The following is a 23,405-nucleotide window of genomic DNA, read 5'->3' as shown; positions in this document are numbered from 1 at the left end:
TATGGATAAAGAGTTTATTGTTTTAAAGGGCTTAAGGGAAAATAATTTAAAAAATGTTTCACTAGAAATACCCAAAAGAAAAATAACAATATTTACAGGGGTGTCTGGCTCTGGTAAATCATCTATTGTTTTTGAGACAGTAGCAAAGGAAGCTCAAAGACAGTTAAATGAAACCTTTAGTGCATTCATAAGAAACTTTTTACCAAAGTATGGTGAGGTTAAAGCTGATAAAATAGAAAACTTATCTACCCCAATAGTAATAGATCAAAGCAGACTTGGAGGTAATTCAAGATCAACTTTAGGTACTATTACAGATATAAATTCTTTCTTAAGAGCCTTATACTCAAGATTTGGAAGTACCTATATAGGTAAAGCAAATATGTTTTCCTTTAATGATATACATGGTATGTGTCCAGAATGTCAAGGTCTTGGTAAAAAACTAATTCCTAACATGGCTGAAATACTTGATATAAATAAGTCTTTAAATGAAGGAGCTATTTTACTTACTGGGTTTGGGGTAGATTCTTGGCACTGGAAACTGTTTGTTGATTCAGGATATTTTGATCCTAATAAGAAAATAGTAGATTACTCAAAGGAAGAAATGGAGAAATTCTTAAATTCTCCTGCTCATAAAATAAAACTTGATGAAACAGGTAAAATGAACATAACCTTTGAGGGTTTATTAATTAAATTTAATAGATTGTATTTAGGCAAACAAGGAGAAACCTCAGAAGCATCAAAGAAAAAACTAAATAAACTTCTTATTGAAGATACATGTCCTAAATGTGATGGTAGAAGGCTTCATGAAAGAGTATATAAATGTTTAATTAATGGTTATAATATTTCAGATTTAACTAAAATGCAAATTGACGAATTAATTAAAGTCATTGGGGAAATAGAAAATCCAGAGGCAGAACCCTTTATAAAAAGTATAATAGAGAAACTTAATAATATTATAGACATAGGGCTTGGATACTTAACTTTAGATAGAGAAACCTCATCATTATCTGGTGGTGAATCTCAGCGTATAAAAATGGTAAAATATTTAAACAGCAATCTTATAGATTTGATGTATATATTTGATGAACCTAGTATAGGACTTCATCCAAGAGATGTAAATAAATTAAATAATCTTTTAATTAAACTTAGAGATAAAGGTAATACGGTGCTGGTTGTTGAGCATGATCCAGATGTAATTAAGATTGCAGATCATATAGTAGACATAGGACCAAGAGCAGGAAGAGATGGTGGAAAAATTGTATATCAAGGAAGGTATGAAGATTTACTTAAATCTGGTTCTTTAACTGGCGAAGCCTTAAAGAAGTCACTATCTATTAAAGAAAAAGTCAGAGAGCATAAAGGGTATCTAGAGGCAGTTAATTGTAATAAAAATAACCTAAAAAATATATCGGTTACCATACCTAAAGGGATATTAACTGTTGTAACTGGAGTTGCTGGCTCCGGTAAAAGTACCTTAATAAAAGATGAATTCTTAAAACAGAATAAAGATGCTGTACTTATAGATCAAAGTGCAGTATCAACTAATTCACGATCAAGTTTAGCAACCTATAGTGGAATCATGGATAATATAAGAAAAGTTTTTTCTCAAGCTAATAATGTTAGTATATCATTATTTAGTTCAAACTCAGAAGGAGCATGTGAAAATTGTAATGGAAGTGGAGTAATAGAAACAAATCTTGCATTTATGGAAAATATAAAAAGCACTTGTGATGTTTGTGAAGGCAAAAAATTTAAAAGTGAAGTTTTAGACTATAAATATCAAGGTAAAAGCATAATAGAAGTTCTAGATATGTCTGTTACAGAAGCTATTGAATTTTTTAACATTAAAGCAATAAAGTCAAAACTAGAAGCTTTAGAAGAAATGGGTATAGGTTACTTAAGCTTGGGGCAAACCCTAGACACATTATCTGGTGGAGAGTGTCAGAGATTAAAACTTGCAAGTGAACTACATACTAAAAGTTCAATCTATATTTTAGATGAACCTACAACAGGACTTCATATGGCAGATATAGAAAAATTTATAAATATAGTTGAAGGAATTGTAGATAGAGGAAATACAGTTATAATTATTGAACACAATGTAGATGTAATTAAAAGAGCAGATTGGATAATTGATATGGGACCAGATGGTGGAACTAGAGGCGGAGAAATAATATTTGAAGGAACACCAAAAGAGCTTCTTAAATGTGAGGCATCATTAACTGCTAAATATATTGAAGCTACTAAGAGCATATAAATAAAGAGAATTCACTTACTTTTCTAGAGTAGATATAGTATAATAATCATTAACGAATAATGACTATATAAAATAGCAGAGAGAATAGAATATTTACTGCAAGGAGAGTATTTATATGAATGAATTTTTAGAAATTGTAAGAGAAAGAAGATCTACAAATAAATTTATTAAGGGTATAAAAATCCCAAGGGAAGATTTTAATGAAATATTTAGGGAACTTTCTTTAGCTCCATCAGCGTTTAATTTACAGCATGCAAAATATTACATAGTAGAAGATGAGGAGTTAAAAAACAAAGTTTATGAGGCATCATTTAAACAGTACAAAATTAAAACTGCATCGGCAGTAGTAATTGTTACTGGAGATAAAAATGCATATTTGTCCGCTGATAAAATTTATGAGGGGTCAATGTTACTTGGAATGATTGATAAAACTGAGTACCAAATTATGATTGATAGTATTCATAACCTTTATACGGGGTGGGGAGAAGAATTTAAACATGATGAGGCAATAAGAAATGCATCCTTATCATCTATGCTTTTTATGCTTTTAGCAAAAAATAAAGAATGGGATACATGTCCAATGATATATTTTGAAAAAGAGAAGATAAGTAAACTACTAAATATTCCTGAAAATGAAGTACCTGCACTGATGATAACAATTGGCAAAATGGACAAGAGTAGTGATAAAATTAGAGGTTATAGAAAGCCTGCTACTGAATTTGTAAAATACTTTTAGAAATTTAGATATTGTAATGAGTTTAATCAATATATTAAAATCTTGAGAAATAAAGATTTTTTATTTTATAAAATTATAGATGTAGTGAGTCTAATACATACAATTGTAAATATATCATCTATTTGTTATAATTTACTATATTAAAATTAAATATACAAATGGGAGACTTTATGAAAAAAATACTTATATTTACAGTTATTGGATTTGTTTTAGCTTTATCATTTAATTTATGGGGGACTATAGGAAGGTTTAATAATGTAGCTATTATAACTAAAATATATATTTATTATAATAGCTACATTATTACCATAACTCTAGCTTCTATGATTATTCTATTAACATACAAACATAAGGAAAAGGTGCTACCATACTTTATTTCCTCCGCTTTAATCTTAGGTGTAGTAAACTACATAATCATGGATCTTAACAATAAATACTATTATACATTTGATAAATTTGATAATGTAGTTGCATTTATACTTTTTACTCCTTTAGAGCTATTTTTTATATTTGTAGCTTATGGATTTGAACTTTTGGTATTAAAAATGATAAAGTTAGTTGGAAATTATTGTAAGAGGCTTGGGTAAGTGAAGAAATGCAGTTCTAGATGAGTATGATGTAAACTAGCGTAATTAATCAAAACATAATCACACATAAGTAATCAAATTTAATAAATTCTGAATAAAGACTGCTATAAGTATTTAAATATCGTACTTATGGCAGTCTTTAAATAATGAAAAGAATAACTCTAATTGACTAATTTTAAAAAAAATAGTTGTATAATACAACTATTGCATAGTACAATAATTGCAGGAGGTAATTGATTATGATTAATGAAAAACAACTAAGAGAATCTATAAGAATAATGGAAAGAAAACTTGGAGTTTTAGAGGAATGTGGCTATTCATGTTGCGATATTACAATGTCACAATGTCACGCATTAGTAGAAATAGGACGAGTGGAAAATATCTCCTTAAATCAATTAGCTGAATTGTTAAATTTAGAGAACAGTACAATGAGTAGAACTGTAAATAGCCTTGTTTCAAGAGAGTTAGTTAAAAGAGATATTGATCCAGAAGATAGAAGATATGTAACAATATCACTTACAGATAAAGGATATAAAATTTTTGAGGGAATAGAGAAAGATATGAACCAATATTTCAAAAAGATATATGATGGAATTCCAGATGAGAAAAAACAACAAGTGTTAGAAAGTTTAGATATACTTATAAAAGCTATAGATAAAATTTAAATATTTTAGGTTTAATTAAAAGGAGAAGAGATATGGACTACAAAGTTGAAAAGATGAGGTCAGAAGATTGGGATCAAGTAAAAGACATTTACTTAGAGGGAATTAATACAGGGATAGCAACATTTCAAAATGAAGTTCCTACTTGGGAAGCGTGGGATAAAGGACATCTTAAAATAGGTAGGTTAGTAGCACGCTCTAGTGATGGGGTATTAGGATGGGTGGCTATATCTCCAACTTCTAGTAGATGTTGTTATGAGGGAGTAGTTGAAGTAAGCGTATATATTGGAGAGAATTATAGAGGAAATGGGATAGGAACAAGTCTTCTGAAAAAATTAATTGAACAAAGCGAAGAAAATGGAATTTGGACATTGTGTTGTTCAATTATAAAAGAAAATTATGGAAGTATAGAAGCACATAAAAAATGCGGGTTTAGAGAAATAGGTATAAGAGAAAGAATATCTAAAATGCCTAATGGAACATGGCACGATGTTGTATTACTTGAAAAAAGAAGTAATATTACTGGTATGATATGATTAAAGTTTCTAAACTAAATTATTGTTATTAGAGAGCATATATTTTTTGTTTATATATGCTCTTTAATTTTATAATTTATTAAACTTACATCTCAAGTTTTTTATTATTAAGTCTAGAATTTGAGAAACACTAAATCCAATAGTATCAAGATGATCAAAGTTGAATATAATATAAATATATAGATGAGTGTAAATGTAATGCTATTATAAATCTCGAAATATTCAATAATAGTTGACTAAACATAGATAATCATCTATATTTAATACATAGACATCCATCTATATAAGGAGTGGTTTTATGAATTTAGATTACGAAGTTAATGCAAAAATATTTAAAGCATTATCAGATCCAAACAGATTAAAAATTATAGATATTCTTTCATGTGGAGAAAAATGTGCCTGCGATATATTGGAGAGTTTTGAATTTACTCAGCCAACCTTATCTCATCATATGAAAGTATTAATAGATTGTAAGCTTGTAAGGTCTAGAAAAGAAGGTTTATGGAATTACTACACTTTAGATAATACAAGCGCAAATAAGCTTGTTTTATATTTAATGAATATAGTCACAGAAACTGAAGACTGTATATGTAAATCTGTAGAAGATAATAAAAAGTGTTAAAAATAAATTTAAGGAGTTGTTAATTATGAAAAAAATGATTATTTTTGATCCTGCTATGTGTTGTTCAACTGGAGTATGTGGACCAGGAGTTGATCCAGAGTTATTAAGAGTGTCAACTGTATTAAATAACTTAAAAAATAATGGTGTGGTTGTTGAAAGACATAATTTATCTAGTAACCCACAAGCTTTTGTAGATAATAAAGTTATTAATGATATTTTAAATAGTGATGGGGTAGATACTCTTCCTGTGACATTAGTAGATGGTGAAGTTGTTAAAACAAAAGGTTATCTTTCAAATGAAGAGTTTTGTAAATATTTAGAGGTGCCAGAGGATTATCTTAAGGTTTCTATTAAAAAAGCAGAGATGAAGCTTAAACCTAAAAGTTGTGGTTGTAAGGATGGATGTTGTTAAAATAGAAAGGGGATTTTCAGTTTGAATAAATTTGATTTAAATGATATTAAACTAACTAAATATTTGTTTTTCACTGGTAAAGGTGGGGTTGGAAAAACTTCAACAGCCTGCGCCACTGCTATGACACTAGCAGACCAAGGAAAAAAAATCATGCTAGTAAGTACAGACCCAGCATCAAATTTGCAGGATGTTTTTTCTACCACTTTAAACAATAAAGGGGTAGAAATAGATGAAGTTCCAAACCTTGTTGTTGCAAACTTTGATCCAGAAGAAGCTGCAAAGGAATATAAAGAAAGTGTTGTAGGACCATATAGAGGAAAGCTTCCTGATGTAGTTATTAAAAATATGGAAGAACAATTATCAGGCTCCTGTACAGTTGAAATAGCAGCTTTTAATGAATTCTCAAACTTTATAACAGATGATAAAGTGAAAAATGAGTTTGATCATGTAATTTTTGATACAGCCCCTACAGGTCATACTCTTAGAATGTTACAACTTCCATCAGCGTGGAGTAACTTTATAAGTGAAAGCAAACATGGTGCATCCTGTTTAGGTCAACTAGCAGGTCTTGAAGATAGAAAAGAGATTTATAAAAATGCAGTTAAAACTCTATCAAATGGAGAGTTAACTACTCTTATTCTAGTATCTAGACCAGAGGTTTCACCACTTAAAGAAGCAGAAAGAGCATCAAAAGAACTTCAGGATATTGGTGTAAATAATCAAGTCCTTGTTATAAACGGAGTTCTTAAAAATCCTGATGATGAATTATCAAATAATATATTTAATAAACAAAAAATAGCTTTAGCTAATATACCAGAACACTTAAAGAATTTAGAAACTTTTGAGATTCCTTTAAGACCATACAATATAACAGGTATTGAGAACTTAAGAGCCTTTTTAAAAGAAGATAATATAAAATACAATCATCAAAAATTAGATGTAAATGAAATACCTAAGTTAAGTGAAGTAATAGAAGATTTATATAATTCTAATAAAAAAGTTATCTTCACAATGGGAAAAGGTGGAGTAGGAAAAACAACAATGGCTGCAACTATAGCTTTAGGATTAGCTAATAAAGGTAAAAAAGTACACTTAACTACTACTGACCCAGCTCACCATCTTAAATTTGTTTTAGATGAAAGTTATGGAATTACTTTAAGTAATATTGATGAAAAAATGGAATTAGAAAAATATACACAAGAAGTTTTAAAAAAGGCTAGAGAAACTATGAGTGAAGAAGACTTAGAATATGTAGAAGAAGACTTAAGATCTCCATGTACTCAAGAGATAGCAGTATTTAGAGCTTTTGCAGAGATAGTTGAGAAATCTGAAAATGAGGTAGTTGTTATAGATACAGCACCAACTGGACACACACTTTTATTATTAGACTCTACACAGAGCTATCATAGAGAAATAGAAAGATCACAGGGAGATATTCCTGAATCAGTGAAAAAGCTTTTACCTAGATTAAGAAATGAAAATGAAACAGAAGTAGTTATAGTAACTTTAGCTGAAACAACTCCTGTTTATGAAGCAAAAAGACTAGAAGATGATTTAAAACGTGCTGGAATTAATAGCAAGTGGTGGATCATAAACTCAAGCTTATATGCAACAAATACTACTAATGAGATTTTAAAGGCAAAAGCTAATAATGAGATTCCTTGGATTAATAAAGTTAATGAAATAGCTAAGGGAAATTTTGCTGTAGTTGAGTGGAAACCACAAGAAATAAAAGGGGATATGCTTTTAAGCTTATTGAAGTAATATGTAAAGTAATAATCGTAGCAATAGTTTTAGGAGGATTAATATTATGCCAAAGGAAAACGAAAGTAAAGGGTTAGGTGCCTTCGAAAGATATCTTACTATATGGGTTGCACTATGTATAATTGTAGGGATATTGATAGGACAGTTTTTACCTGTGATTCCAAATACCCTTAACAAATTTGAGTATTATAATGTATCAATTTCAACTGCTATACTCATATGGATTATGATATATCCAATGATGTTAAAAATTGACTTTTCAAGCATTGTAAATGCCACTAAGAAACCCAAAGGACTAATAGTAACTTGTGTAACTAACTGGCTTATAAAACCATTTACTATGTATTTGATAGCAGCATTTTTCTTAAAAGTTGTTTTTAAAGCATTCATACCAGCTGATTTAGCAACAGAATATCTAGCAGGGGCAGTTTTATTAGGGGCAGCTCCTTGTACTGCAATGGTGTTTGTCTGGAGTTATCTTACTAAAGGAGATTCTGGATATACCTTAGTTCAAGTAGCAGTTAATGACTTAATAATTTTGGTAGCTTTTGCACCGATAGTAGCATTTTTATTAGGTGTAAGTGATGTAGCTGTTCCATATGGTACGTTACTATTATCAACTGTACTATTTGTGGTTATTCCCTTAGCTGCGGGATATATAACCAGAACATCTGTTATAAAGAAAAAGGGTCTTGATTACTTTAATAATGTATTTATAAAAAAGTTTAATAATATTACAATTATAGGTTTGTTGTTAACACTAGTTATAATATTTTCCTTCCAAGGAGATATTATTTTAAATAATCCGTTACACATTCTATTAATTGCAATTCCATTAACAATTCAAACTTTTTTAATATTTGGAATAGCTTATGGTTGGGCAAAGCTTTGGAAATTACCTCACAGTATAGCAGCTCCAGCTGGAATGATTGGAGCAAGCAACTTCTTTGAACTAGCTGTTGCCGTTGCAATATCTTTATTTGGATTAAAATCTGGAGCAGCTTTAGCTACAGTAGTTGGTGTATTAACAGAGGTTCCTATAATGTTAACATTAGTTAAAATTGCTAATAGTACTAGAAAATCATTTGAAAATAAATAACGAAAGAGGTAATCATTATGACAAAACCAAAGGTTGCATTTATATGCGTTCACAATTCTTGTAGATCACAAATGGCAGAAGCCATTAGTAAATTATACGCTTCTGATGTTTTTGAGGCATATTCAGCAGGTACTGAACTTAAAGATCAAATTAATCAAGATGCAGTTAGAACTATAAAAAGCTTACATGGTGTGGATATGAATGAATCACATAAGTCTAAACTCCTAACAGATATTCCAGAAGTTGATATTGTAGTAAAAATGGGATGTAATGTAGTTTGTCCCTTCTTACCAGCTAGACATACAGAAGATTGGGGATTAGATGACCCAACAGGAAAAGCCGATGAAGAGTTTATAAAAACAGCAGAGACTATTAAAGAAAAAGTTTATGATTTAAAAAATAGAATACTAAATAATGAAGTTTAGAAAAAAATAAACTATACCCTGTAAAATAGACACTGAAAAGTGTGCTAAATTACAGGGTACTTTTATTATTATTAGTTTCAAACTTTATAATTAAGAATAATTATTGACTAAATATAAGAAATATGGTTTAATTATATTGTTACTAAAAGTAAGTAACGTGAAAAAATATATTATATAAAATCTTTTGAATTCTCACAAACTTTAATTATAAAATGATTTAAAATTAGGAGGTAATTATGAAAAATAAAATTATTAAAATAAATAAACTAGGTACACAATGGCAAACTAAAGATCCATTTTTATTTTGTGCATATCATAATGACGCTTTTCCAAAGGGAAATGACGAGATGGGACCAAATGCTTCTTTAGCTGGTAGAGATATTGGAAGTGATTTTCAGGGGAAAGATGGATGGAGTATGTATCATGGAGATGTGATTCCAGGATTTCCACAACATCCACATAGAGGGTTTGAGACAGTAACTATAGTAAAGGAAGGAATCGTAGATCATGCTGATTCTGCTGGAGCTACAGGACGATATGGAGCAGGAGATGTACAGTGGTTAACAGCTGGAAAAGGCTGCAACCATACTGAGATGTTCCCTTTAGTTAATAGAGATAAGGATAATCCATTGGAGTTATTTCAAATATGGCTAAACTTACCTAAAAAAGATAAGTTTGTTGATCCTCATTATAAGATGTTATGGAGTGAAGATGTGCCTGTTATAGAGAGTAAAGATACTAATGGGAAAATAAGCACTGTTAAGCTTGTAGCAGGTTCTTATAAAGATACTAAAAGCTTAGATCCATCTCCAAATTCTTGGGCTGGTGATGAAAAAAATAATGTTAGAATAGCAGTTATTAAAATGGAACCAGAAGCAGTTTTTGTTTTAGAAGAAGTTTCATCTACATTAAATAGAGCAGTTTATTTCTATTCTGGAGATAGCATAACAATTGATGGAACAACTATAAAAGTAAAAAGCGGAGTAGAGCTTGCTGGAGATGAGGTAATAGAAATAAAAAATGGAGATAAAGAAAGCTATTTGCTTCTTCTAGAAGGAGAACCTATAGGAGAACCTGTAGTAAGTTATGGACCATTTGTTATGAATTCTCAAGAAGAGATTGTTGAAGCTTTTTCTGATTACAGAACTACTGGTTTTGGAGGCTGGCCATGGGGAAGAGATGACTTTGTACATCCAAGAGAGCAGGGAAGATTTGCAAAATATCCAGATGGTTCAGTTGAGTATAAAGATAAATAAGATAAAGCTCATAATAGAATTTAGTTTTTCTATTATGAGCTTATATTTTAGATTTTAAAGTCTTTTTTTCTATAAATTATATAGGTAAGGGTGATACATATAATGCTTATTATTAATCCAAGTAGTATGTTAGTAGTATCAAAACCATTTTTAATAATTTCAGAAGGTATTGCATAATTAAAAGGTGAAAAGTATTTTAAAAACTCTAAGGAATCAATCATTTGAGAGAAAATTCCCAAAAGATAAGTTATAAAAAATGTACCAATAGATATTGGCGTAGCTAGTCTTAAATGAGGTATTAAGACTGAAATACTAAATCCTATAGACATAAATACCATTCCTACGAAAAACAGTCCTAAATAAAGTTTTTTCATATCCATTACCACATTAATAAACTCTATATCAGCAGGTTTAACTACTAAAGCGACTATTATTGACCCAATTGCCATAAGCATAATGAAAAGATAAAATAATACTACAGATGATAGAACTTTTGAGGTTACTATCTTAGTTCTACTAATAGGTTTTGCATATAAAAATTCTATAGTACCTTCACTTTCTTCTTCAATCAGTGATTTAGCTCCTAAAATACCTGCATATATAGCTCCTGCCATTGCAATATATTGAAAAACGTAAGCAAAATATTCATTTAACTTAGAGAAATCAGGAGCATCTTTTAGATTAAAGGCATCTAAAAGAGCTTCAGGAAGAGCATCCATTTTTGTATTTACTAACTCCTGCATACCACTATCTTTCATAGAAGGGAACATGGACATAAATAGAACAATTAGTAGAATACAAACTACGCTCCATATAATCAGGGATTTAAATCCTCTTTTTACTTCAACTTTAAAAACATTCATTTATTTGTCCTCCTTATAATAATAACTCATAAAGGTTTCAGATAAATTTTTTTCTTCAATGGTTAAATCTTCAATTTTATATTTACTTAAAAGGCTTAAAAGAGGGTTTATAGCACCAGAATAATAAAAGTTTAAAACTTCGTTATTTTTTTCTAAAATTTCTATTCCTAAAGGTATTAACTCTTCTTCAATGATCTCGTTAGTTTTAATGGTTATTTTCTTTATCTTTTTCCTAGAATATTCCCTAATATCCTTGATATCTATAATCTTTCCTTCTTTTATAATGGCAACTTTATCACAAAACTCTTCAACTTCGCTTAAATTATGGCTTGAGAAAAATATTGTTGAGCCTTCATTTTTTAATTTAGTGAGAGTTTCAAATAGTTTTTGTTGGATTAATGGATCAAGTCCATTAGTTGGTTCATCCAGGATTAAAAGTTTGGGTTTATTTAAAATAGCTTGTATAATTGCGACTTTTTTCTTATTTCCTAAAGATAGTTCAGATATATTTTTATCAAGTTCTATACTAAAATCCTTGCACATTTGTTGTATATATTCCTTATCGATATTATTATGAAAGGATTCACCATAGGAAATGATGTCTCTAACCTTCATATTTCCATAATATCTAACTTCACTAGGTACATAACCTATATTCTCTTTTATTTTCACAGAATCTTTTACACAATCAAGACCAAAAATCTTAGCTTCCCCATGTGTTGGAAAAATGAAGTTTAGAAGCACTTTAATAGTGGTAGATTTACCAGCTCCATTTGGTCCTATAAACCCAAATATTTCTTTCTCATTAACAGTTAGGTTTATATCTTCTATCCCTCTGTTTTTACCGTAGCTTTTAGTTAGATTTTTAATATCTATTATCTTCATTAATCTATCCTCCCTTTACGTTCTTTATATTCCTTAAGTCTGTTGTTAAGTCTTTCACCTGTAATTTTGTAATAAAAAAATAAAGAAGATGAGATGCTTAAATACAATAATGAATAACTGATTGTAAATATTCCAAATGATTGTATGTTCATAACTTGAATCCAATTAAAAAGATAAGAAAAAACAAATAATATCATATAACAAAGAGTAAAATGAATTATTATTTTCTTTTGTGAAGATAGAGATTTAAAGATATATTCTCCATAAACTAAAAAATGTATCAAGGTTAATAATAAGGTCATAGCTACAAACTTCCATATTAAACTTATTTCAATAGTTGTTTCTCCTAAAATTAAGCTTACAATAGAATAAAGTAGAGTAGTTGCAGTAAATATTAACCCCCATGTAAACTTAAATTGTACTATAATTTTAAATTGTTTCTCCATATAAAACCCTCCTTTAGAAGCCTAATATTTCTTTAATAACCGATACATATTGCCTTGAAATTAATAACTTCTCATCATTATCTAAAGTGGCTTCAAGTTTACCATTAAATTTATGAGATAGTTTTTTTATTCTAGAAATATTTATTATGGTTGATTTACTAGATCTAAAAAAATCATATTTACTCATTTTTTTCTCAAGCTCATATAACCTTAAGGAGATTTCATAAACCTTATCTTCTGTATACATAAAAGTTTTTTTATCTACACTTTCAAAATAAAGAATTTTAATAGGATCAACAACATAGGATTCTCCATTTAAAAACCCTATGATTTTTTCATCTGAAAGTTTTATTAATTCTATTATTCTTTTAACCTCATCATTTACTGACTTGCACTTAATTATTAACTCCGTATCTTCATTATCAGGAGACTCTTCAATAAGTATTTTCATTTTGCACCTCCTATAAATTTACTATATAATTTAATAACTCATTAGTAAATACTCATAAAACTAAGTTGCACTTTTTTGCTACTAAGATACGTAAAAATATTAGAAAGATTAAGAATGAGTTGATTATAGTAACGTATGTTACTGAAATATTTGTTAAATCAGCTATTATATAAAGTAAAGATAATAATGGAGGAATTTTCATGAAAAGATATGAAGAGCAAAGAAGTTTTTTAAAGTCTAATTTTAGTGAATTTAAGAAGATAAAAACTGATAAAATGAAAGGACTGCCTCAGCCACCTATTGTAAAACCCTATACTTCATTTTCTAACATAATTAATCTCCCAAAGGTAAGTGAAAACACTATTAAAAGTAAAAATATCTATAAATGTATAAAAGAAAGAAGAAGCACAAGGTTTTATAGTGAGGAATCATTAACTCTTGAGGAATTATCCTATTTATTATTGGCAACTCAAGGAATTACTGACACTAATAAATCAGGAATTACTTTAAGAACAGTGCCTGCAAGTGGGGCAACACATTCATTTGAAACATATTTATTTATAATGAGAGTTGAAGGAATACAAAATGGAATATATAGATATCTTCCAGATCAGCATAAACTTTTATTTATGTTTGAGTTAAATAATATAGAAGAGAAGGTTGATAAAATAACATTAGAGCAGCCCTTTGTACCTAATTTCGCTAAAAAAGCTGCTGTTCTTTTTGCATGGAGTACTATCCCATATCGTTCTGAATGGAAGTTTGACATTACAGCGCATAAAAAAATTCTAATAGATATTGGACATGTATGCCAAAATCTTTATTTAGCTAGTGAATCTATTAATGCAGGAGCATGCGCTATAGGTATATATGATCAAAAAATGATGGATCAACTTTTAGAATTAGATGGAGACGAAGAGTTTGTAATATATCTTGCTGCCGTTGGAAAAAAGAGAAAATAATGAAACTTAAATAGCGCAAAGGCGCTTTAACACTATATATTCTTAGGAATATAGGAATATATATTTTTATATTCTTATATTTTTAAGAATATTTATTTTTAAGAATATAAATTTTTTTATTTAAAAATTTAAATAAATCTGGGATTTTAGAGGATTTACTTTAATCATTAGTTAACATATCATGGTATTTTACATGGAATATAATGTATAATTAAATAAACCTCTCTTTATTGTGCACAAAAAGAGAGGTATTTAAAAGGAATATATTGTATTTTATTGTTAGGAGGTAACAGTATGGAATGGATTGAACGATTAAATAGTGCCATTAATTATATGGAAGAGCATATGAGAGATAGGATTGATTATGAGGAAGTTTCTAAAATAGCATGTTGCTCTACATATCATTTTCAAAGGATGTTTGCTTATATGGCCAACATACCACTATCAGAATATATAAGACGTAGAAGAATGTCTTTAGCTGCTGTAGATTTACAAAATGGTGATGAAAAGGTTATAGATGTAGCAGTTAAATATGGATATGATTCTCCTACAGCCTTTAATAGGGCATTTAAAAACGTTCATGGAATAGCCCCATCTCAAGCTAAAACTGAAGGGGTTTTATTAAAAGCTTTTCCACCTGTTAGCTTTATGATAACAATAAAAGGAGATACAAGTATGGATTATAGGATTGAGAAAAGAGAAGCTTTTAGAATAATAGGAGTTTCAGAACCTTTAGAAAAAGAAATAGAAAAGAACTTTGAAACTGTACCTAAGATGTGGGGAAAACTATCAATAGATGGAACTATACCAAAACTTGCAGCTATGATGGAAGGGTCTCCAATGGGACTATTAGGGGTAAGTTGTTGCAATGAAAAAGAGGATTGGAAATACTTTATAGCAGTTACAAGTGAAAAGGAAATTGATAGTTCATTTGAGGAATATGTTGTTCCTGCTTCAACTTGGGCAATCTTTTCTGGAGAAGGAACTAATAAGTCTATTCAGGAATTAGAGAAAAGGATTGTAACAGAATGGCTGCCAACCTCAGGATATGAATATGCAGATGCACCAGATATAGAGGTATATATTTCTCCAGATCCTAATAATGCAAAGTATGAAGTTTGGATTCCAGTAGAAAAGAAGGTGGTTTAATATGGTACATTTAGTATATTGTGATGATAAGGAAAAGGTGCTTGAGAAAATCTTAGAAGGCTCAAAAAGCATGATAATAAGAGCAGCTGCAGGCAGGAAAATACCTCATAGTAGAGTTTTTGAGGGAGAGAAGCTCTACCTTATGAAAAAAGGGACAGGGAAAATAACTGCTGAAGCCATGGTTAAATCTGTTCAAAATTATGTTAAACTTTCAGAAGATGAAATAAATGAGACTTTAGATAAAAATCAACCTAAGCTAAACTTGTCTAAAAAGCAGAAAGATCGCTGGCACAAAAAATGTATGTGCTTAGTTGAATTTACTGATGTAAAGGAAATAGAACCACTAGATTTTGATCATCAAGGTAATATGGACGATTGGCTTATAATTGAGAAAATAGAAGATGTAGTTGTTGGAACAAGTATACCTTATAATTATGAAAAATCAAAATTTTAACTATAAAATATGATATAATAACCATTAATTGAAGCAGATTAGACTTAATAGGAGAGGGAGTAGCTAAATGGATTTCAGCGTTATGTGGACAACTCAAGGAACTATGTTTCTAATGGTTATTATAGGAATAATATTACGGAAAAAAGGAGTTTTAACGGAAAATTCAAAAGGGGTTTTAACAGAACTTGTTTTAAACTTGATTTTACCATGTAGTATCATTACTTCTTTTAATATTGATTTTAATATGGGTATACTTAAGATTTTTGGAACTATCATGGTAATTGGCATAATTGCTCAAGTTTTATGCTATTTAATCTGTAGATTCGCATTTGATAGATTTGAAATAAGACAGAGAAAGGTCTTAAAATATGGAACATTAGTATCTAATTCTGCATTTTTAGGAAATCCCATTGCAGAAAGTACCTTTGGAGCAACTGGTTTAATGTATTCATCAATCTTTTGTATTCCTACAAGAATTGTAATGTGGTCTGCTGGATTAGCACAGTTTACTGATGAAACTGACAAAAAAGCTGCATTTAAAAAAGTGGTTTTTCATCCTTGTATGATAGCAGTGTATATAGGGATATCCCTTATGATTACTGGCTTAAGACCACCAACCTTTGTTTATAATACTATAGTTTCCATAGGAAGATGTACCACGCCTTTAACAATGCTTTTAATAGGCTCCATGATAGCTGAAGTTAAAGATTTAAAGACAATGATAAATAAGGATATTTTATATTTTACAGTTATACGTATTATAGTGATACCTGGACTAGTTTATCTAGGATGTAGATTAGCTGGAATTGATCCTATAATTACAGGAGTATCCGTACTTTTATCTGGAATGCCTGCTGGAAGTACTACAGCAATTATGGCAGCTAAATATGATGGAGATTATATATTTGCTACAAAATTAGTAGTATTTTCAACAATTATGACCTTAATATCAATACCTATTTGGTGTCTTATATTAGCATAAAAGTAGATAAGCCTCATAGATTATTAAAAATTTATAATAATCTATGAGGCTTATCTTTATAATCTTTAAAAATATTATCCAGTATAACTAGGATTAGCATTTCTATAGGAAATAGATCTTGTGATTTTTAAAGGTTTGTCTTCTCCTGGAAAATGTACAGGATTAATTTTAGTTTTGTTGTATATATCCACAACATCCTTAGCATCTTGTACTACTTCTTTAGCTTTAATAAGTCCATACATTCTAGGCGGCATAATATATATAGGAATGTCTGGATTATAGTCCTTTATAAGATTGTTAACGCTCATTATTAAATGAGGACAACATACGATAACATCAAACTCAGAAGTCTTATCCTTAGCCAATAAAAATGGGGAATATTCAATACTATATTCATTATCCATATTATTTTCTATTATCTCTTTTTTAAGCCTGCTTACCAAAGCGCTTGAAGAGAAACCACCACCACAGCACAAAAGAATTTTTAACATTTTAAACCCTCCATTTTTAGTAAAAATAGTATATAAGTAAATAATACCAATGTAAACGAAATAACTCAATAATTATATGGACAAGTTAGTATTTATTTATGTAAATAGTAGGTAAAGTATTACCACTTATAAAACAACTTATATTACAAAAACTAAAAATTAAATAAAAGTGTTATAGAGGTGGTTTTATGAAAAAGATTTTAAGATTTATTATGATTATTTTTATCTTTTTAACTTTAAATTTCATAAAGACAGAGGGTACAGATAGTAAAAGTATAATGGCTAATCTAAGTGAAAAAGAGAATGGAGACTATATTGCTATAACTCACCAACAAAGCAAAGGTCAAGTTTATTTCTTTAAGCAAGCGTTAGATGAATTAGGAGCAACATCTCCAGAGCAAGTTATTGACATCTGGACAAAGGGAGAAAGTACAAGAAATGGGGTTTACCATTATGCAGTTGCTTGTAAGGAATTAAAAAAAGAATTAATTGAAAAATTAGGTGAACCAGAAGAAGGATATTGGATAATTGGGGGCTCAAGCCCATGGCTTAATAAATATGAATTAATATCTTATAAGAAAATAAATGAAGATATGTTTGAGGCTAAAATAAAATTTTATTGGCAAACTTCTTTTTCACCAATCGAAACCACTGAAAATACGCTTATTCTTGGTAAGAATAAAGACATTTGGTGTGTAAAAGAAGTAAAGTAAATATATCCGGTATATTATAATATTTTTTGTATAAAAATTAAATGAGCAAATAGTTCATAGGTAGATAGACCAAATTTGAATTTGGTCTATCTATTCTTTTCCATCAATAAAGCACGAAAATAAGCTTCTCTTATAGCATTATCAACTATAGTATTCATGTGAATATCTATATTTTGATTCATTCCAATAAGTTTATTTAACATTCTTACTGTAGATTTTCTTAATTGATAAGTTCTCCTAACATCATATCCTTCTCCATCAACTTCTGGAGTTTTACGTTTCCCCTTTCTTTTTATTAAGTCTTTTTTCTCTTCTGATTTATTTACTAAATTTTTATCATCAATAGTATTAGTAACTTTATTTTCATATGATGAACTTATAAGAACTTTAATAACTTCACCATCAATCTCTTCATCTTCTTTAAGACCAATATACTCAATAGTTTCTACATTTTCTTCTTTTGTAATATCCACTATTTCTTTTTCTGATAGATTTTCCTTTTTAACCATATTCATCACCTCTTAATAAAATAATATTCAATAAAAAGAAAACTTGAACACTTCTAATCAGCTTTTTAACTTTTTAAATGCTTTTCTTTTTAACTTTTTAAATGTTTAAATGTTTTTCTTTTTATCTTTTTAAGAATTTAACTTTTTAAGAATTTAACTTTTTATTAAACATAATATTGAAATGAATCTAATGAGGCTTGGGAAGAAGCCTCTACAGCAATAATATGTTTAACTTTTTATTAAACATAATTATTAATCAAAATGAATTTAATGGGGCATTCCTGCGGAATCTCCTACAGCAATAATGTGCACTGCTATTCGGTAGACGCGCACTTCTTACCTGTAGAAACTTTTCTTCTTAAAAGTTTCATAAGAATCATCTTCTTCTTAACGTCAATCTAATCCATTTTACAATAATATAATAAATTAATGGAGCTTGAGAAGAAGCTCCTACAGGGCAGAATTTAATAAGGAATATAATGAAGATTGAGGAGCGCCTTCTACAGTAATATTGAAATATAATAATTTACTTAGTAGAGAAGATTACATCGCTAAATGAAACCATTGGGTTTATTTCCAGAAACTAAAACCATTAGTTAAATTATTAATTATCTCTTTATACATTAAAAAACCTTCAAATATATCGATAATTAAGTATAGATATTTCTTGAAAGGTGGTGCAAGATATGGACAAATTAACATTAAGAGATCTTTTTCCAGATTTAAATTTTCCGAAGTTTGAAATTAAGAGAGAACATCAAGGATTAACCTATGAAGATATATTAAAAATAGCCGTAGAAGAGTTATCTCAATATGTTGATTTTAAATCTTTAAGTGATAAGATTTCTGCAATTCAAGAAGAAGACGAGATAAAAAATGATCCTGTTTTGCAGTTCCTATATCAATTAAAAAAGGCAAGTGAAAAAGAAAAGGGCATCTAAATTTTAATTAGGATTTCTCGATAGCATATAAAACAAGCTCCAAGTTAGTAAAAACTTATTACTAACTTGGAGCCTTTCTAATTAATAGAGTTTAAAGTGTTTCACCATTAGATTCTATTACTTTTTTAAACCAAGCAAAACTTTTTTTCTTATATCTTTTTAAATCTCTTAAATCTTCAACAGCACGATTAACAAATATTAAACCGTAACGTTTATTCATCTGACCGCTAGAACTTAATATATCAGTAGAGCCCCACATAAGGTAACCTAATACCTGAACCCCTTCGTTTATAGATAATTTCATTTTTTCGATATGTCTCTTTAAATAATCTATACGATAATCATCATTAACCGTATTATGTTCATTTAATTCTTCATTTGCACCTATTCCATTTTCAACAACAAAGATAGGTAGGCCATATCTTAAATAGATATATTTTAATATAATCCATAATCCCAGCTAAGTCTAAGAAATTGACTTGCTGGGATTTTTAAAAACAAGAAAATTAAACGTAGCTATTTAGCTGTGGTAATTTATTGTTTTTCTTTTATTAGATTTAGAAATAATATTGATACTATATAAGCAATACTGGAATATATAGTATCATATTTATCATATATTTTATAAATTAGAACAATAGTAGATATTACAAATGTAATTAGAAAAAGTATCTTAAAAATAGATTTTATAGAATTAGTTTTAAAATTAAATTTTACAAAAGTAAAAGTATCCAAAATGCCTGTTAATAATATCAATATAAATAGCACTATAGATGGCAATAGGCTATTGACTTTTACCACCGATGTTAATATACCTAAAATAATAATGGATAAAAAAAGTATATAAATTAATGCTTTTGATTTGAATTTGTTATAAAAACTCATATTATTACATCCTTTTAAATTATATGTATAGATTAATAATAAAATATACGCAAGTTAATATATTCTATATAGTACCATAAATGTAAAGATAAATACAAATTATATTCTTTAAGAATGATGTTTAAGTGAAGTATATTATTGAAATAGAAAGTAAGGTGTAGTAGATTTTTTATATAGATCTACTACATTTTTTTATTTTATTAGCTTGTAAGTTTCATAAAAATGTTATACGATATTAATGTAAGCGATTACTTTCATATTTTAGGAGGGATAAATATGGTCAACTTTCTTGAATTAAAAAAAGTAACTTTATCAAATGGAGAAACACTGTCATATAGGGAAGAGGGAACAGGAGAGAAAAATTTACTGCTTATCCATGGTAACATGTCTTCATCAAAACACTGGGATATTCTCGTAGATGAACTTAAAGACAAGTACAAAATAACTGCAGTTGATATGCGAGGATTTGGAGAATCTAGTTATAATACACCCATTAATTCACTAAATGATTTCGCAAAAGACATTGAAGAGTTTTTGAAGCTTATAGGAATTAGTTCATGTTCAGCTATTGGTTGGTCAACAGGTGGTGGGGTTGCTTTGGAGTTAGCAGCTAATTGTCCAGAAAAAATAGAAAAAGTAGTATTATTAGAGTCTGTAGGGGTTAAAGGGTATCCTATATATAAAAAGGATTCTAATGGACAGGCTACGAATGTATTATTAAAAACAAAAGAAGAGATTGCAGAAGATCCAGTGCAAGTTAAGCCAGTATTAGATGCTTTAAAGGATAGAAATAAAGAATTCTATAAAACCGTATGGAATGCTGCTATTTATACACATAATAGACCAAAAGAAGAAAAATATAATGAATACTTAGAGGACATGCTAACTCAGAGGAATTTAGTTGATGTGGATTATGCTTTGGCACATTTTAATATGACTAATGAAAGTAATGGAGTTGAAGAAGGTAGTAATAAATGCTCCCTTGTAAAGGCTGAGGTTTTGATAATGCAAGGGGAGAGGGATTATGTAGTTCCGTTATACATGGCTGAAGATATAAATAAATATATTGAGAATTCAAAACTAGTTTTATTAAAGGATTCAGGACATTCACCAATGATTGATAATATGAAAGCAGTTGTGAATGCAATAATTGAATTTATACCAAGCAAATAAGTGAATGAAAATTAAAAATATAAGAAAATTTTTAGTAGGAGTTTGAACTAATATTCAGGCTCCTATTTGTTTTAAAAAAGTTAAAGAAAATTTAATAGTTTATCAATTTTTCTTTCTAAAAAATACATTTTCAAGAATAATCAGAAAATTCAAAAACTAATATTGACAGCTGTATAAGAAAATGTTTACAATTGAATTGTAAGTAAATACTTACATTCTATATCATTGGAATGGAGGATTAATATGAACAGTGTAGGAATAGTAGGACTGGGGCTTTATATACCTGAAAGTACGATGACAGCTAAGGAGATTTCTGAAGCAACAAATGGTATTTGGAGTGAAGAAGCTGTAATAAAAAAATTAGGAATAGTAGAAAAAACTATACCAGGAGAAGATGATGGAACTCAAGAGATGGGAGTAAGGGCTGCTTTTGATGCATTAAAAGATGCTAATATATCTCCAGAAGAAATAGATGTAATCTTATGTATGGGAGAGGAATGGAAAGAATATCCCCTTACCACATCAGCTCTTTACATACAAGGAAAGATTGGTGCAAAAAACGCATGGGGAATAGATATTCAAAATAGATGTTGCACAACAGTATCAGCTCTAAAGATAGCTAAAGATATGCTATTAGCAGATGATTCAATAAATACTGTCATGATAGTTGGAGGATATAGAAACGGAGATTTTGTTGATTATTCAGATTCAAATATGTCAATGATGTACAACCTATCAGCTGGTGGTGGAGCAATTATATTAAAGAAAAATTCAGGTAAAAATATTGTACTTGGTTCACATGTAAAAGCCGATGGAACTTTTGCAAGAGATGCAGGAGTTGAAATAGGGGGAATTGAGAAGCCTTTTAATGAATCAAATGTTTTGGAAGGATATAAATCACTTAGGTTAATGGATGCTAAACACATGAAAGATGGACTAAATGAAGTTTCAATGCCTAATTGGTTTGAATGTATTGATAAAGCTTTAGAAAAATCAGATTTAAGAAGAGAAGATATAGATTATCTTGCAGTTTTGCATTTCAAAAAATCTATGCACGATTTTATGTTAAAAGAACTGGGACTGAAAGAAGACCAATCAATTTACTTATCTGATTATGGTCACATGGGACAAGTAGATCAGATACTGTCATTAAAACTTGCGCTAAAAGAAGGAAAGGTAAAAGATGGATCAGTAGTACTTATGATAGCAGCTGGAATAGGTTATGTATGGTCAGCAAACGTAATTAAATGGGGAGAGTGTTAACGTATGGATACATTTTTTCAAATATTCTTTAGTAGTTTAGAAACTGGAAGTGTTTATGCCCTAGCTGCCCTAGGAATAATAATAATCTTTAGAACAAGTAGAACTACTAACTTTGCACAAGGTTCCATAGGAATGTTTAATGCCTTTGCTGCAACATTTGCACTTATTCATATGGGTCTACCAGCATGGGCAGCAGCTATAGTTGGAATGATTGCTGCATTTGCATCTGGGGTATTAGTAGATATTATTATTATCAGAAAAGCTAAAAAAACATCCCCAGTAGGAAAACAAATCATAACCTTTGGAATAATAATGCTTTTTCTTGGTATTGCACCAATGATATTTGGGTCAACTCCATTAAATTTTCCTAAGTTTATAGAAAGTGGAACAGTAAGTATATTGGGAGCATCTATATCTTACAATGCATTATTGAACATATCAGTTGGATTAATAATAATGTCAATACTATTTTATTTTTTGCAAAATACAAAATGGGGACTTGCAGTAAGAGTTACAGCTTCTAATGAGCAAACAGCAAGACTTATGGGGGTTCCAACATCTTTAGTAACCATGGGAGCTTGGGCAATTGCAGCTGCCTTAGGTACACTAGCAGCACTTATGCTTGCACCAGCTATTACTGTAAACGTATCAATGATGGATAATGTACAAACTAATGCACTTATAGCTTGTGTACTTGGAGGATTTCAAACCTTTTATGGACCTGTTCTTGGTGCTTATATAATCGGACTTTTTAGAAATGTGCTTATATATTATGTTTCATCAACTTGGGGAGAACCTATACTATTTACTTTAATCTTGCTATTTATAGTCATAAGACCAAATGGAATAATAGGAAAGAAAATAATAAAGAAGGTATAGGAG

The 23,405-nt window shown here is 29.3% G+C and carries 27 protein-coding genes; 20 read left to right on the top strand and 7 right to left on the bottom strand.

Going from position 1 to position 23,405, the window contains the following annotated elements:
• The first annotated feature begins 1 nt into the window (after window position 1).
• From L1S49_RS09735 to L1S49_RS09685, 11 genes are all read left to right on the top strand, one after another.
• Window positions 2-2,257, top strand: a complete 2,256-nt coding sequence (locus L1S49_RS09735; RefSeq protein ID WP_238903974.1) for an excinuclease ABC subunit UvrA — start codon at window positions 2-4, stop codon at window positions 2,255-2,257.
• Between the two features lie 115 nt (window positions 2,258-2,372).
• Window positions 2,373-2,993 (top strand): nitroreductase family protein, encoded by a 621-nt coding sequence (locus L1S49_RS09730; protein ID WP_238903972.1) that lies wholly within the window; start codon window positions 2,373-2,375, stop codon window positions 2,991-2,993.
• A 170-nt stretch (window positions 2,994-3,163) separates the two neighbouring features.
• Window positions 3,164-3,580: a hypothetical protein gene (locus tag L1S49_RS09725; protein WP_238903970.1), complete on the top strand. Its 417-nt coding sequence runs from the start codon at window positions 3,164-3,166 to the stop codon at window positions 3,578-3,580.
• Between the two features lie 239 nt (window positions 3,581-3,819).
• Window positions 3,820-4,245 carry a MarR family transcriptional regulator gene (locus tag L1S49_RS09720; protein ID WP_238903968.1) on the top strand — a complete coding sequence of 142 codons (426 nt, stop codon included), beginning with the start codon at window positions 3,820-3,822 and terminating at the stop codon, window positions 4,243-4,245.
• A 32-nt stretch (window positions 4,246-4,277) separates the two neighbouring features.
• Window positions 4,278-4,778, top strand: coding sequence for a GNAT family N-acetyltransferase (locus L1S49_RS09715; RefSeq protein ID WP_238903966.1), 501 nt, complete (start codon window positions 4,278-4,280; stop codon window positions 4,776-4,778).
• Between the two features lie 298 nt (window positions 4,779-5,076).
• The gene (locus L1S49_RS09710; protein ID WP_238903964.1) at window positions 5,077-5,400 is read left to right on the top strand and encodes a metalloregulator ArsR/SmtB family transcription factor; all 324 of its coding nucleotides are present in this window, start codon (window positions 5,077-5,079) and stop codon (window positions 5,398-5,400) included.
• A gap of 25 nt (window positions 5,401-5,425) precedes the next feature.
• A complete protein-coding gene (gene arsD / locus L1S49_RS09705) occupies window positions 5,426-5,812 on the top strand; it encodes an arsenite efflux transporter metallochaperone ArsD (protein ID WP_238903962.1) in 387 nt (128 codons plus the stop codon).
• A 12-nt stretch (window positions 5,813-5,824) separates the two neighbouring features.
• Window positions 5,825-7,576, top strand: coding sequence for an arsenical pump-driving ATPase (arsA, locus tag L1S49_RS09700; protein ID WP_343073976.1), 1,752 nt, complete (start codon window positions 5,825-5,827; stop codon window positions 7,574-7,576).
• Between the two features lie 46 nt (window positions 7,577-7,622).
• The gene (arsB, locus tag L1S49_RS09695; RefSeq protein ID WP_238903958.1) at window positions 7,623-8,675 is read left to right on the top strand and encodes an ACR3 family arsenite efflux transporter; all 1,053 of its coding nucleotides are present in this window, start codon (window positions 7,623-7,625) and stop codon (window positions 8,673-8,675) included.
• 17 nt (window positions 8,676-8,692) lie between these two features.
• A complete protein-coding gene (locus L1S49_RS09690; RefSeq protein WP_238903956.1) occupies window positions 8,693-9,100 on the top strand; it encodes an arsenate reductase ArsC in 408 nt (135 codons plus the stop codon).
• Between the two features lie 236 nt (window positions 9,101-9,336).
• The gene (locus L1S49_RS09685; protein ID WP_238903954.1) at window positions 9,337-10,356 is read left to right on the top strand and encodes a pirin family protein; all 1,020 of its coding nucleotides are present in this window, start codon (window positions 9,337-9,339) and stop codon (window positions 10,354-10,356) included.
• Between the two features lie 47 nt (window positions 10,357-10,403).
• Here the strand turns inward: L1S49_RS09685 and L1S49_RS09680 are convergent, their stop codons facing one another.
• Genes L1S49_RS09680 through L1S49_RS09665 form a run of 4 tightly spaced genes read right to left on the bottom strand, consistent with a single transcriptional unit; the run spans window position 10,404 to window position 13,001 of the window.
• Window positions 10,404-11,219, bottom strand: a complete 816-nt coding sequence (locus L1S49_RS09680) for an ABC transporter permease subunit (RefSeq protein ID WP_238903952.1) — start codon at window positions 11,217-11,219, stop codon at window positions 10,404-10,406.
• Window positions 11,220-12,104, bottom strand: a complete 885-nt coding sequence (locus L1S49_RS09675; RefSeq protein ID WP_238903950.1) for an ABC transporter ATP-binding protein — start codon at window positions 12,102-12,104, stop codon at window positions 11,220-11,222. It abuts the gene before it with no gap.
• The gene (locus tag L1S49_RS09670) at window positions 12,104-12,550 is read right to left on the bottom strand and encodes a DUF3021 family protein (RefSeq protein WP_238903949.1); all 447 of its coding nucleotides are present in this window, start codon (window positions 12,548-12,550) and stop codon (window positions 12,104-12,106) included. The genes L1S49_RS09675 and L1S49_RS09670 overlap by 1 nt, the downstream gene beginning before the upstream one ends.
• 13 nt (window positions 12,551-12,563) lie before the next feature.
• Complete coding sequence (locus L1S49_RS09665; RefSeq protein ID WP_238903947.1) at window positions 12,564-13,001, bottom strand: LytTR family DNA-binding domain-containing protein; 438 nt, start codon at window positions 12,999-13,001, stop codon at window positions 12,564-12,566.
• Window positions 13,002-13,201: 200 nt separating this feature from the next.
• On the opposite strand from L1S49_RS09665, the gene L1S49_RS09660 reads away from it, so the two are divergent.
• From L1S49_RS09660 to L1S49_RS09645, 4 genes are all read left to right on the top strand, one after another.
• On the top strand, window positions 13,202-13,963 hold the full coding sequence (locus tag L1S49_RS09660; RefSeq protein WP_238903945.1) for a SagB/ThcOx family dehydrogenase: 762 nt from the start codon (window positions 13,202-13,204) through the stop codon (window positions 13,961-13,963).
• Window positions 13,964-14,257: 294 nt separating this feature from the next.
• The gene (locus L1S49_RS09655) at window positions 14,258-15,112 is read left to right on the top strand and encodes an AraC family transcriptional regulator (RefSeq protein ID WP_238903943.1); all 855 of its coding nucleotides are present in this window, start codon (window positions 14,258-14,260) and stop codon (window positions 15,110-15,112) included.
• A gap of 1 nt (window position 15,113) precedes the next feature.
• Entirely contained in the window at window positions 15,114-15,566 is a 453-nt protein-coding gene (locus L1S49_RS09650) for a hypothetical protein (RefSeq protein ID WP_238903941.1), read from the top strand.
• 67 nt (window positions 15,567-15,633) lie between these two features.
• Window positions 15,634-16,548 carry an AEC family transporter gene (locus L1S49_RS09645; protein WP_238903939.1) on the top strand — a complete coding sequence of 305 codons (915 nt, stop codon included), beginning with the start codon at window positions 15,634-15,636 and terminating at the stop codon, window positions 16,546-16,548.
• 74 nt (window positions 16,549-16,622) lie between these two features.
• Here L1S49_RS09645 and L1S49_RS09640 read toward each other — a convergent pair whose 3' ends face one another.
• Window positions 16,623-17,039: a phosphotransferase system cellobiose-specific component IIB gene (locus L1S49_RS09640; protein WP_021801825.1), complete on the bottom strand. Its 417-nt coding sequence runs from the start codon at window positions 17,037-17,039 to the stop codon at window positions 16,623-16,625.
• Window positions 17,040-17,227: 188 nt separating this feature from the next.
• Between L1S49_RS09640 and L1S49_RS09635 the strand changes: the two genes are divergently transcribed.
• A complete protein-coding gene (locus L1S49_RS09635; RefSeq protein WP_238903937.1) occupies window positions 17,228-17,752 on the top strand; it encodes a hypothetical protein in 525 nt (174 codons plus the stop codon).
• Window positions 17,753-17,838: 86 nt separating this feature from the next.
• On the opposite strand, the gene L1S49_RS09630 is transcribed toward L1S49_RS09635, so the two are convergent.
• Window positions 17,839-18,261 (bottom strand): hypothetical protein, encoded by a 423-nt coding sequence (locus L1S49_RS09630; RefSeq protein ID WP_238903935.1) that lies wholly within the window; start codon window positions 18,259-18,261, stop codon window positions 17,839-17,841.
• 686 nt (window positions 18,262-18,947) lie between these two features.
• Between L1S49_RS09630 and L1S49_RS09625 the strand changes: the two genes are divergently transcribed.
• Window positions 18,948-19,202 (top strand): hypothetical protein, encoded by a 255-nt coding sequence (locus L1S49_RS09625; RefSeq protein ID WP_238903933.1) that lies wholly within the window; start codon window positions 18,948-18,950, stop codon window positions 19,200-19,202.
• A 91-nt stretch (window positions 19,203-19,293) separates the two neighbouring features.
• Here the strand turns inward: L1S49_RS09625 and L1S49_RS09620 are convergent, their stop codons facing one another.
• Window positions 19,294-19,647 carry a family 1 glycosylhydrolase gene (locus tag L1S49_RS09620; protein WP_343073975.1) on the bottom strand — a complete coding sequence of 118 codons (354 nt, stop codon included), beginning with the start codon at window positions 19,645-19,647 and terminating at the stop codon, window positions 19,294-19,296.
• 716 nt (window positions 19,648-20,363) lie between these two features.
• Between L1S49_RS09620 and L1S49_RS09615 the strand changes: the two genes are divergently transcribed.
• From L1S49_RS09615 to L1S49_RS09605, 3 genes are all read left to right on the top strand, one after another.
• Window positions 20,364-21,260 (top strand): alpha/beta hydrolase, encoded by an 897-nt coding sequence (locus tag L1S49_RS09615; protein ID WP_238903931.1) that lies wholly within the window; start codon window positions 20,364-20,366, stop codon window positions 21,258-21,260.
• 243 nt (window positions 21,261-21,503) lie between these two features.
• On the top strand, window positions 21,504-22,523 hold the full coding sequence (locus L1S49_RS09610; RefSeq protein WP_238903929.1) for a 3-oxoacyl-ACP synthase: 1,020 nt from the start codon (window positions 21,504-21,506) through the stop codon (window positions 22,521-22,523).
• 3 nt (window positions 22,524-22,526) lie between these two features.
• Complete coding sequence (locus L1S49_RS09605) at window positions 22,527-23,402, top strand: branched-chain amino acid ABC transporter permease (protein WP_238903927.1); 876 nt, start codon at window positions 22,527-22,529, stop codon at window positions 23,400-23,402.
• Window positions 23,403-23,405 lie beyond the last annotated feature (3 nt).

It is taken from the genome of Clostridium sp. YIM B02506, assembly GCF_022324845.1.
Lineage (GTDB): Bacteria > Bacillota > Clostridia > Clostridiales > Clostridiaceae > Clostridium_T > Clostridium_T intestinale.
This window is presented reverse-complemented; position numbering and strand designations above follow the sequence as displayed.